The following is an 11,898-nucleotide window of genomic DNA, read 5'->3' as shown; positions in this document are numbered from 1 at the left end:
TCACATCACATGATCTTGTCGGATAAACGCATACTGGAAGAAATTGAGAAAGGCAGCATCCGCATTGAACCCTATAAAAGAGAATGCCTGGGCAGTAATTCGTACGATGTACACCTGGGGAAATACCTGGCTACCTACCGGGAGCATATCCTGGACGCCAAGAAACACAATGAAATCGAGTATTTCGAGATCCCCGACGATGGTTTCGTGCTTTATCCGCACATATTTTACCTCGGGGTCACGGAAGAATATACCGAAACCCATGCGCACGTGCCCTTCCTGGAGGGAAAATCTTCCACAGGCCGGCTGGGGATCGATATTCATGCCACCGCCGGTAAGGGCGACGTGGGTTTTTGCGGCAACTGGACCCTCGAGATCTCGGTAAAACAGCCCGTGAAAGTGTACAAAGGCATGCCTATCGGGCAATTGATCTATTTCCCCGTGGACGGAGACATTGCCATAAAATACAATCAGAAAAAAGACGCCAAATACAGCGGTCAGCCCGACAAACCGGTTGAAAGTATGATGTGGAAGAACAAATTTTAATGTGCTGATGTGATAATTTGCTAATGTGCTAATAAAAAATACAGGCTACAAGGCTGCTTCACCTGAGTTTCGCTTTTATAGGGGCGGCCGGCATTTGAAGAATTAGCACATTAGCAAATTAGCTAATTGGCCGCACCACATTACCATGTATCACTTCACCCCTAGGCAAGCCTATATAGCTTCCGCTCCAAACTTTTTGTAGTACGCCACCAGCCAGGCGACCACCTCGTTGTAACTTAACTTTCCGCCTGGCTGCTCATTGGCTTTCAGGTATTGCCCGTACAGGTGGTCGATGATCAGCTCTACAGGGTTGCGATGTTTCTTTACGAATTCTCTTAATTCCTTATAATCTGCTTTAATGCCCGGCGGCAATTGCGCATCCAGCTGTTTGGCAGCCACTGAATCCTGTGCATATAGATAATACCTCGAATAACTGTACAGATCAAAATAAACCGAATACCGGAACAGGGGATCCTGCGATGATTTGGCGGAAAGATACCCTGCAAAATTGGCTTCATTCTCTTTGGCATACCCCAGCTGATGCCCTATTTCATGACAGGTGGTAAATGGCTGCACAAATAAAGGTACTGTGGTATTTACCTGCGCCTCACCGCTGAACGGATTATAATAACCGGTATAACCGAGATAATTGCCCAGGTAACTGTATAGAGAAGGTTTTACCGATTTAAAAGAATACGTGAAATGCGCATCTTTTTGCGCCAGTTGCTCATACGCCGATGTGGCGCCGTTAAACAGGTTCTGCTTGCGTTGCAGCATTTTCCGGTTAACCCGGGCCACCGTATCGAGGCTGTTCAGCCGTACAACCAGCTGCTGCATCAGGTGTACCAGGTCGTCTTTTGAATACCGCTCCACTTTCAGGTCTAACTGGTAAGCTACCCCGCGCCGGTTATAATTCAAACCCCATAATGCATTAAACGAGACGTAAACCACTACTACGGCAAACGCTATTTGCAGCAGGGCATGCAGCCAGTACTTTTTATTCGTTTGCTTTTTTACGATCTTGCGCGTAGTCTGATACACTTTATTTAATAGCCAGATAATGATCAGCCCGTAGAAGATATCGCCCACGCTAAAAGGCAGCCAGCCGAACAATAAACGCTGGAGCTTCGAAATGACAGGATATATCCCCGTAGCATAATAGGTTTCCACAGCATTGGGGAATAAAGAAAAGATTTTAATAATTATTGCCAATCCTAATAAGATCAACCAGGCAGTTTTTTTCCTCCACATAAATGTTATTTTGCCAATGTGATAATTAGCTAATGTGCTAATTCCCCAAATGAGGGCAGTTTCAGAGCCTCACAACGTTCACGAGAAGCATACACCTTAGCCTGTATTCATTAGCCTTAGCCCATTAGCAAATTAGCACATTATCACATTATTCTTTATATTCACAATAATAATACTACTATGAAAAGTTTAATTTTTATTGTGAGTATATTCATTACCTGGTCTGTACGCGCTCAAAATTATCCCTTTGCCAAACAATTCGTTCCAGGTACGATCGTATTAAAAGATGCTACGCAAAAAAAGGGATTGATCAGGTGGTTTCCCTCCCCTAATGAAAAGCTGCGGTTCAAAATAACAGAAGAACAGGAAGAAAGATACGGGGTTAATGATCTTCAGGGATTTTCAACAGATAGTTTGCAATTCAAGACGCTGACGAACCTCGAAGTGTATGGAGAAGACTATGCCTTGCTAAACAAAATGTCGAAATTAAAACACACTTTTGCCCAGGTAGTTTATTCAGGGAAGATCAATATTTATTATGTGTTGTATTATGGGTATGATGCGCTGCAAGGTGGTTTTGTAACCTATCCCAATCTGATCTTCGAAAAGACCAGGGAAGAAAATCCGGAATACGCTGCCTTTCCGCTCTACATCAGAATGAGGGAAAAGAAATATGAGCAGGCAAAACAAAAACTGTTAACTTTCTTTTCAGATTATCCGGCTATTCAGGAAAAATTAAAGCAATACCACCTTGAGAACAATATATTCACTTTGGTAGAATTCATAAAAACAAATACCGGAAATTCACAATGAATAATCAATTGTTTGAATCTGTTGATCATTATATCAGCGATCTGCTTGCCCATGAAGATGAAGCCCTGGTGGCTGCTACGCAATCGTTAAAAGAAGCCGGTATGCCTGCCATCAGCATATCACCCAACCAGGGTAAATTCCTGCAAATAATGGCCTTGTTATGTAATGCCAGGAACATTCTTGAACTTGGAACACTGGCAGGCTACAGCACTATCTGGATGGCCAGGGCGCTTCCCAAAGATGGCCGGCTCATCACACTCGAAGCAGACCCCAAACATGCTGCGGTGGCTCAGAAGAACATAGAGCGGGCGGGATTGGCATCACAGGTGCAGATCAGAACCGGCAAGGCACTATCTATACTGCCGGAGCTGGTACAGGAAGGAGCCGGTCCGTTTGATATGATCTTTATTGATGCCGATAAACCACCGTATGCCGATTACTTTCAATGGGCGCTTCGGTTATCGAGGTCCGGTACACTAATTGTTGCGGACAATGTGATCCGCGAAGGCAAGGTGCTGGATGCAGCACCGGCCAATGAAGCAGTAGCCGGTGCGCAACGTTTCAATGCCATGCTCGGCGCGAACACGCAGGTCACCGCCACTATTCTGCAAATGGTAGGTGTAAAAGAATACGATGGAATGGCGCTCGCCGTTGTAAAATAATTAGCTAATTTGCTAATGTGATATTATGCTAATGAAATGCAGATAAGGATCCTTGAGCATTAGCACATAAGCCGATTAGCATATTAGCACATTAACATTAGCAAACTATGAATTTGGAATTTAACAAGAACGAAGATGTAATGAAGCGGGCGCTCAGCGAAATGAAGCAACGTTTTGCACAGGTAGCTCTGGGTGGTGGTAAAAAAGCGATTGCCAGGCAGAAAGAAAAGAACAAATTAACAGCACGCGAACGTATCAGTTACCTGCTCGATGCAAATACACCGTTTGTCGAAATTGGCGCTTTTGCCGGTTGGGATATGTATGAAGAACAAGGGGGCTGTCCGGCCGCAGGCACAGTTGCCGGCGTAGGTTATGTGAGCGGACGCCAATGCATCATCCTGGCCAATGATCAAACTGTAAAGGCTGGCGCGTGGTTTCCCATCACTGGTAAAAAGAACCTTCGCCTGCAGGAGATCGCCATGGAAAATCATTTGCCGGTCATTTATCTGGTCGACAGCGCCGGCGTGTTCCTACCCATGCAGGACGAGATCTTTCCCGATAAAGAACATTTTGGAAGAATATTCAGGAACAATGCGCGCATGAGCGCTATGGGCATTACACAAATTGCAGCAGTGATGGGCGCCTGCGTGGCAGGTGGCGCCTACCTGCCTATCATGAGCGATGAAACTTTGATGGTAGAAGGTAATGGTTCCATCTTCCTGGCCGGACCTTACCTTGTAAAAGCAGCTATTGGCGAAAGCATTGAAGCCGAAGCATTGGGCGGCGCCGTAACACATAACGCCATCAGTGGAATTGCTGATTATAAATTCAAGACCGAGGAAGAATGCCTCGACCAGGTCAAGAAGATCATGTCAAAACTGGGACAAACGCCCAAAGCCGGTTTTGATCGCAGCAAACCCAAACCGCCAAAAAAGAATTCCGGGGATATTTATGGCATTATTCCGGCCGACCCTACCCGCCCCTATGATATGCTTCAGATCATTGAGCATCTCACCGATGACTCGGTATTTGAGCAGTTCAAACAGGATTATGGCAAAACCATTCTCTGCGGGTATGCCCGCATCGATGGATGGGCTGTGGGTATTGTAGCCAATCAACGTACGATGGTCAAAAGCGCCAAAGGCGAAATGCAGATGGGCGGCGTCATTTACAACGACAGCGCCGACAAAGCAGCGCGTTTTATCATGAACTGTAACCAGAAAAAAATTCCGCTGGTATTTTTGCAGGATGTAACCGGTTTTATGGTGGGTTCGCGAAGTGAACATGCGGGTATCATAAAAGATGGTGCCAAAATGGTGAATGCAGTAGCCAATTCGGTAGTGCCAAAGATCACGGTCATTGTAGGCAATTCTTATGGCGCAGGAAATTATGCCATGTGTGGTAAGGCCTATGACCCACGATTCATCTATGCCTGGCCCAGTGCAAAGATCGCCGTAATGGGCGGCGAACAGGCTGCCAAAACCCTGTTACAGATACAGGTAAGCGCCATGAAAGCCAAAGGCAGCACTGTTTCCCCCGAAGAAGAACAAAAGCTGTTGAACGACATCAAGGGCCGGTACGAAAAACAAACCACCCCTTATTATGCCGCTGCCCGGTTATGGGTAGATGCCATTATTGATCCGGCGCAAACAAGGCAAATTATCTCGGAAAGCCTGGCGGCCGCCAATCACAATCCGGATATACCAGCTTTTAATACGGGAGTCATTCAGGTATAGTATCTTGCCGGTCCAAATCACTAATTTGTATTCAATTTGGCAACTTCTGCAAATAAAGAACTGGTAATTTATACTGATGGCGCGTCCCGTGGAAATCCAGGCCCTGGCGGTTATGGCGCCATATTACAATGGGGCAGCAGCCGCAAGGAACTATCAGCCGGTTACCGCCGCACTACCAATAACCGGATGGAATTGATGGCGGTGATCGCCGCGCTGGAAGCCCTGAACCGGGAGGGATTGAAGATCACCATTTATTCCGATAGTCAGTATGTGGTAAAAGCGGTGATGGAAGGCTGGCTGAAGAACTGGATCGCCACCGATTTCAAAGGGGGCAAAAAGAATAAAGACCTGTGGACCCGCTTCTATAAATTGATGCAAAAACACCAGATCCGGTTTGTATGGGTGAAAGGCCATGCCGATAATCCATTTAACAATCGCTGCGATCAATTAGCCACCGCTGCAGCCGATGGCGGCAATTTGTTGGATGATGTGGGATTTGAAAATTCGTGAAAAGGAAAACGTGAAACAACAAAAATTCCGGAGCTAACCTCCTATGGCTACATCAGCATTCATGAGCGATTTTCAGCAGTTATTGCCGAAAGAAGAACCTTTCCTGGCGGTAAACTTCGCTGACAACAACACCCAATTGTTTATCGTACTCAAGCTGTATAAATACCATAAACTATTAAACATCGAGTTATACCAGGCAGAAACTACCCAGGCGGGAAAAATTAAAAATCCATTGACCCTCGTTAATCCGTTAGACCTAATGCTGAAAACGGAAAATATCAATGAGGCGAAATTCTTTTCGGCCATCACCCGGTTTCAAAACAATCCTACCGGAACGCGGTCTTCCACCGATATAAACGCGTTAAAAGCGATCATTAAGAATCCATTACAACTTCCCTTTTATTACCATAATCCCGTATTCTCGGAAAAAGTTGTCGCCGGTTCCATTGAGCCGGTAAATATGGGCAGCGTGGTAAGGGAGCTGTCATTATGGGTAAACAGGAAAGAAGCTTTCTATGAAATAACGCTGCAGGTAACCGTCGATGGTAAACCATTTGAATGGAACGATCTGCAGGTGAAATACGATTATTTCTTTCAGAACAGGGATACACTGCATGCCATCGGTAATTTCCACTTCCTGAACGTGGTGCGCTTCTTTAAACAAACCAACGGCCTCATTCGCATCCATGAATCGAAATTCAAAAGCTTCCAGCAAACCATATTAACGCCGCTCGCTGATCATATCCAGATCTTTTATTCGAACGCAGCCTCCCCGACCGCCGAACAAACGCTGCCATCCGGCGGGGAACAGCCTGTTGAAAAACTGATCTACCTGAGTGAACTGGGAAATTATGTAATGATCGATCCCGTAATAAAATACGGCAACGTTGAAATTCCTGTTCGTACAAAAAGACAATTATATTATACCGATGCCGAAGGCAAAGTACAGATCATGTACCGGGATGAAGCAGCCGAAAGCCGGCTCATAGCCTTACTAATACAACAACATCCTGATTTCCTTGAACAGCTGGATAATGATTTGCGCTATTTCTACCTGCATAAAGATCGTTTCTTACAGGAAGAATGGTTCTTCAATGCTTTTGAAGCCTGGGAAAATGAAGGCATCACCATTTTTGGGTTCAACAAAATAAAGGGCAACAAACTAAACAGCCACCGGGCCAAAATAGCTATTCATGTAACCAGCGGGCTCAACTGGTTCAATACAGAAATAAAAGCCGCTTTTGGCAAACAGGTAGCCACCCTTACACAGTTACAGCATGCGGTTCGCAATAAAAACAAATTTGTGCAACTGGGCGATGGAACCCTGGGCATTCTGCCGTCAGCATGGATCGAAAAGCTGTCGGCTTATTTCGCTGCAGGCGACATTATCGACAAAACACTCGTCACCCCTAAAATAAATTTTTCTGGCGTAAAGGAGTTGTACGATGCGGATATGCTTGATGAAGGCGTACAGGAAGAACTGGATCTGTACACGGCAAAGATTGCTAATATATCCTCGGTAAAAGAGGTGGCTGTTCCCGAGGGCTTGCATGGTTCCTTACGGCATTATCAGCGTAAAGGTTTAAACTGGTTGAATTTTATTGACGAACATAATTTTGGCGGCATCCTGGCCGATGACATGGGTTTAGGAAAATCAGTGCAGATCATTGCATTTATTCTATTACAAAGAACCAGGGTAAAACAAAACACCAATCTGCTGGTTGTGCCTACATCACTGCTGTTCAACTGGAAGGAAGAAGTGAGCAAATTTGCGCCCTCAATAAAAGTACTGACTCTATACAACGCTGACAGACAAAAAAACACCGATGGCTTCGATCAATATGAAATTATCCTAACCACTTATGGCACGCTGATCTCCGATATTACATTCCTAAAGAACTATATGTTCAACTATATCTTTCTCGACGAATCACAAAACATCAAAAACATTGAATCGCAGCGTTACCAGGCCGCACGGTTATTGAGATCGAGGAACAAAATAGCTATTACCGGCACGCCGATCGAAAACAACACATTTGACCTGTATGCACAGCTGTCATTCGCCTGTCCCGGGTTATTAGGCAGCAAACAACATTTTAAAAGTATATACTCTACACCCATCGACACGTTTAAGGAAAAACGGCGGGCAGTTGAATTGCAACATAAAGTTGCCCCCTTTATTTTAAGAAGAACCAAAAAACAAGTAGCTACTGAATTACCTGAAAAAACAGAGATGATCGTTTATTGCCCCATGGGCGAAGAACAACGGGCCGTATACGATGCCTGTGAAAAGGAGTTGCGCGATTATCTCTCGGGTCTTGACACCGAAGATCTGCCGAAAAACGCTATGCATGTATTGCGCGGACTTACCCGCTTACGGCAGATCTGTAACTCACCCCGGTTACTGCAAGACGAAAAGCTGCAGGGCGATGGTTCTGCAAAAATCGAGATCCTGCTTGAACAAATTGAAAGCAAAAGCAGACAGCATAAAATCCTCATCTTTTCACAGTTTGTAAGTATGCTTGCGCTCATTCAAAAAGAACTGGAGGCGAGGAACATCCCTTTCGAATACCTGGCCGGCCACACGAAGAACAGGGAATCGGCCGTACGCAATTTTCAGCAGGAAGCTTCGGTGAGGGTATTTCTCATTAGTTTAAAAGCAGGTGGCACGGGATTGAATTTAACGGAAGCCGACTATGTGTATATCGTTGATCCCTGGTGGAACCCTGCTGTAGAAAACCAGGCCATTGACCGCAGCTACCGCATCGGTCAGCAAAAACATGTAATGGCTGTTCGGTTAATTACTCCAGATACGGTAGAAGAGAAAATAGTGAAGCTGCAAAACACCAAGAAAGAGTTGTCTGATAAACTGATCAAAACTGAAAATTCAATATTGAGCGCTATTACCAAATCAGAGCTGCTTTCGTTGCTGAACAAGTGAGTTTCTAAGCATCACGACACAGGTCACAGGATGATGAAGTAGGATGCAAGAAGTAAGAAGAGTCTGATATTCTTACCTCCTGCTTCATACTTCTTGCTTCATATTAATAATTCAGGAATGTTGACCTATAGATCAAGCCGCCAATGGGAGATCGGCGCTCACTTTTACATTACAACGGAACCGTTGCCCTGAACACGATCGCATCAGCCGACGCCTGCAGCTCAAACCCGGCTCCCGCTACAGCCAATAAGGTTTCTCCCTTGACCAACGAAAGCTCTTTTTGACCGTCAGAAGCTTTGATCGCCCCTTCATACACAAAAAGTATTTCAGCGGTAGAAGCGGTCAGGGTTACAGGAACGCCGGTTCTCAGCTTCAGCCTGCGCAATTCAAAATCTGCAGCAGGTGTAGGGAATATTGTTTCACCGATCACAGCGCCATCCGTACCTTTTAAAATGTCGGGAATTACAGCCTCAAACCGGGTGTGGTGCATAAGCTCCGGAACGTCGATATATTTATTGGTGAGCCCGCCCCTTAAAACGTTGTCAGAGTTAGCCATGAGCTCCATATTCTGCCCTTCGAGGTAGGCATGCGGAATACCGGCATCCTGGAAAATGGCTTCACCTGGTTTCAGGTTCACCAGGTTAAACAGGTAAATGGAAAAAATGCCCCGGTCAAGTTTATTGGGCTCGCAAAAAGTTTTTGCCGCCCGTGCTGCCCAAAAATCTTCCTGGGTTCTGTTTAAGAATCCTTTTTCATACAGGGGAACTATGCGATCTAGCAGGGGTTGTAAATGTTCGTCCACCTCGTGCTGATCCATGGTCATTACCCGTTCGTACAAAGCATGGTAGTTCTTTCCCTCAAAAATAGGTACCAGGAATTGCAGTTCAGGTGTTTGCATGAGAATGGTCACCAATGCCTGGGGCGATTTAAAGCCATGCAGCAGCCAGAAATCGCTCAGCGCCAGCATCAGCTCCGGCTTATGGTTATCGTCTTTATAATTGCGATTAGGTGCGTTCATCGGTGTGCCTTTCATGTTCTCGGCAGCAAAAGCCGATTCTGCTGCTTTCTTGTTAGGGTGCACCTGTATCGACAACATATCTTTTACATCCAGTACTTTAAACAGGTACGGCAGGCGGCCGAACCGTTGATGTACCGGCTGCCCCAGGGCAGTAACTGCATCCTGTTTAATAAATGCATTCAGCGGTTGCCGGGTACCGTCAGGCAATATGACCTCAGCCGGAACATTATCATGCGCTCCCATCCAGTATTCAGCAAAAGGCTTCTTGTCAACATTAGGCAGGTGCAACAAAGCAGGAATAAAGTCCGTTCCACCCCATGTATAATGTTGAACCTTGCCTTGCAGTTTGAATATTTTAGTATTGTACGACATAGAACTTCAGTAATTTGCAATGTTACAAAAATGCTATGAGCTATCAGCATCATGATACCGGTAAAAAAGGCGAAGACATGGCTGTTACTTATCTGCAGCAGCTGAACTTTACCATTTTACACCGCAACTGGCGGCATGCCCGGTATGAGATCGATGTGATTGCGGCCAGGGATAATATACTTCACATCATTGAAGTAAAAACCAGGACTAACCTGTTGTTTGGCCACCCCGAGGAAAGTATTTCAAAGAAGAAAATAAACTACATGCTTAAATGCGCCCGGGCATACATGTACCTTAATCCGCAATGGCGGGAGGTGCAGTATAACATACTCTCAATTACCCTGCTGCCCAATCAACCGCCGGATTATTTCTTTATAGAAGACGTTTATTTATGATCGGCCTTCTTACCTGTTTCCTTCAATTTGATGCCCACCACCTCTGCCTTCCCGGTGGCAGATCGCTCCATCATTCGCTCCACTAACCTGAAAGTAGCCGGACAATACTCGATGTTCTGCTTGAACACGTGCATATAATCGATCATGCGGCGGCGCGTATGGTGCGGAAAACCGGAGCAATCTTTCGGCCGCACTTCATAAATAGAGCACTTATTATCCTTGAGGTTTAGGAACTGACATGGCTGGCGGGTGTTCACCCAATCACCGGCGCGGTCTTTCTTCAGCCATTTCTTTCGAAAAGCTTCTTCCGTCATATTTAAATGCGCCGAGATCCGTTTTATATCGGTATTTGTGAAAGTGGGCGTCATGGTCTTGCAGCAATTGGCACAGGCCAGGCAATCAGTTTCTGCCCAAACGAGCTTATCGGTTTGCACCGCCAGGGTATCGAGCCCACGGGGAGGATCCTTTTCCAGTTTGGTCAGGAACCTTTTGAATGCAGACCGATTCAGCATCATTTTCTTTTTCATCATGCGAAGACTCAATAGCATGTGGACAGTGTTTTAAGTGGGCAATAATATGGAACCCTTATTTTTGAGCAACGAATATAGGAAATTTTGTTACGGATAACAGTATTGTTCGCGGAACGGAGTTATCTTTCAACCAGACACTATGTGGGACCCTTACAAAAAAGGATTTAAGGCTTTCTTGCAACTGGAGAAATCACTGTCTGATAATTCAGTGGAAGCGTACCTGCGGGATATAGACAAGCTGACCCAGTTCCTGCAGGAGAAGAACAATGTGTTAAGTCCGGCCCACGTAACCCTGCCCGATCTACAGCAATTTATCCGCTGGATAGGAGAACTGGGCATGACACCCACGTCCCAGGCACGCATTATTTCAGGCATTCGCTCGTTTTATAAATACTGTTTAATTGAGAACATTGTAACCAGCGACCCCACCACCCTGCTGGAAGCACCTAAACTGAAAAGGGCGCTACCTGATGTGCTCACCTTTGATGAAATTGAAGCCATCATCGGCCAGATAGACCTGAGCAAACCCGAAGGGGGCCGTAATAAAGCCATTCTGGAAACCATGTACAGCTGCGGCCTGCGGGTAAGTGAGGTGGTAAATTTGAAGTTATCTGCCCTGTACCTCGATGTAGGCTTTATTCGCGTAACCGGTAAAGGTGATAAAGAACGACTGGTGCCTATTGGTGAATCAGCAGTCAAATACATTACGATCTATAAGAGAGACATTCGCGTGCATATGCCGGTGAAAAAGGGACATGAAGATATTTTGTTCCTGAACCGCCGCGGCGCCAAGCTTACCCGTGTAATGATCTTTTTAATGTTAAAGGAACTGGTGAAAAAAGCAGGCATCACCAAGAACATTTCGCCACATACTTTCCGTCACTCCTTTGCTACCCACCTGGTAGAGGGCGGCGCCGACCTGCGCGCTGTACAGGAAATGCTGGGCCATGAAAGTATAACTACCACTGAAATATATACGCATTTAGACCGCGAGTTCCTCCGTGACACCTTGCAGCAGTTTCATCCGGCGTTTAAGGGATAAAACAAAATACCGGCCTGACGGCCGGTATAGGAACCATGAAATGGAAAATAAACACTACTCATAGAATCCTGAATGAACCCCG

At 45.7% G+C, this 11,898-nt stretch carries 11 protein-coding genes; 8 read left to right on the top strand and 3 right to left on the bottom strand.

Going from position 1 to position 11,898, the window contains the following annotated elements; genetic code table 11:
• Nucleotides 1-9: 9 nt before the first annotated feature.
• Nucleotides 10-546 carry a dCTP deaminase gene (gene dcd, locus JUB15_RS00715; RefSeq protein WP_207510322.1) on the top strand — a complete coding sequence of 179 codons (537 nt, stop codon included), beginning with the start codon at nt 10-12 and terminating at the stop codon, nt 544-546.
• A gap of 171 nt (nt 547-717) precedes the next feature.
• Here dcd and JUB15_RS00710 read toward each other — a convergent pair whose 3' ends face one another.
• A complete protein-coding gene (locus JUB15_RS00710) occupies nt 718-1,797 on the bottom strand; it encodes a DUF3810 domain-containing protein (RefSeq protein ID WP_207510321.1) in 1,080 nt (359 codons plus the stop codon).
• A 180-nt stretch (nt 1,798-1,977) separates the two neighbouring features.
• On the opposite strand from JUB15_RS00710, the gene JUB15_RS00705 reads away from it, so the two are divergent.
• The 5 genes from JUB15_RS00705 (at nt 1,978) to JUB15_RS00685 (ending at nt 8,459) form a co-directional block, all read left to right on the top strand.
• A complete protein-coding gene (locus tag JUB15_RS00705; RefSeq protein ID WP_207510320.1) occupies nt 1,978-2,610 on the top strand; it encodes a hypothetical protein in 633 nt (210 codons plus the stop codon).
• Nucleotides 2,607-3,272 (top strand): catechol O-methyltransferase, encoded by a 666-nt coding sequence (locus tag JUB15_RS00700; protein ID WP_207510319.1) that lies wholly within the window; start codon nt 2,607-2,609, stop codon nt 3,270-3,272. Before JUB15_RS00705 ends, JUB15_RS00700 begins: the two co-directional genes overlap by 4 nt.
• Before the next feature lie 107 nt (nt 3,273-3,379).
• Nucleotides 3,380-5,008, top strand: coding sequence for an acyl-CoA carboxylase subunit beta (locus JUB15_RS00695; RefSeq protein ID WP_207510318.1), 1,629 nt, complete (start codon nt 3,380-3,382; stop codon nt 5,006-5,008).
• 36 nt (nt 5,009-5,044) lie between these two features.
• A complete protein-coding gene (gene rnhA / locus JUB15_RS00690) occupies nt 5,045-5,518 on the top strand; it encodes a ribonuclease HI (protein ID WP_207510317.1) in 474 nt (157 codons plus the stop codon).
• Between the two features lie 43 nt (nt 5,519-5,561).
• The gene (locus JUB15_RS00685; protein ID WP_207510316.1) at nt 5,562-8,459 is read left to right on the top strand and encodes a DEAD/DEAH box helicase; all 2,898 of its coding nucleotides are present in this window, start codon (nt 5,562-5,564) and stop codon (nt 8,457-8,459) included.
• Between the two features lie 169 nt (nt 8,460-8,628).
• Here the strand turns inward: JUB15_RS00685 and manA are convergent, their stop codons facing one another.
• Nucleotides 8,629-9,849 (bottom strand): mannose-6-phosphate isomerase, class I, encoded by a 1,221-nt coding sequence (gene manA, locus JUB15_RS00680; protein ID WP_207510315.1) that lies wholly within the window; start codon nt 9,847-9,849, stop codon nt 8,629-8,631.
• Nucleotides 9,850-9,884: 35 nt separating this feature from the next.
• Here manA and JUB15_RS00675 point away from each other — a divergent pair, with 35 nt between their 5' ends.
• Entirely contained in the window at nt 9,885-10,244 is a 360-nt protein-coding gene (locus JUB15_RS00675; protein WP_207510314.1) for a YraN family protein, read from the top strand.
• Here the strand turns inward: JUB15_RS00675 and JUB15_RS00670 are convergent.
• The gene (locus tag JUB15_RS00670) at nt 10,235-10,792 is read right to left on the bottom strand and encodes a YkgJ family cysteine cluster protein (protein WP_207510313.1); all 558 of its coding nucleotides are present in this window, start codon (nt 10,790-10,792) and stop codon (nt 10,235-10,237) included. The two genes, JUB15_RS00675 and JUB15_RS00670, sit on opposite strands and share 10 nt — an antisense overlap.
• A gap of 121 nt (nt 10,793-10,913) precedes the next feature.
• Between JUB15_RS00670 and xerD the strand changes: the two genes are divergently transcribed.
• Nucleotides 10,914-11,816, top strand: coding sequence for a site-specific tyrosine recombinase XerD (gene xerD, locus JUB15_RS00665; RefSeq protein WP_207510312.1), 903 nt, complete (start codon nt 10,914-10,916; stop codon nt 11,814-11,816).
• The last annotated feature ends 82 nt before the right edge of the window (nt 11,817-11,898 follow it).

Origin of the sequence: Longitalea luteola, from assembly GCF_017356035.1 — a bacterium.
GTDB classification, from domain to species: Bacteria; Bacteroidota; Bacteroidia; order Chitinophagales; family Chitinophagaceae; genus Niastella; species Niastella luteola.
This window is presented reverse-complemented; position numbering and strand designations above follow the sequence as displayed.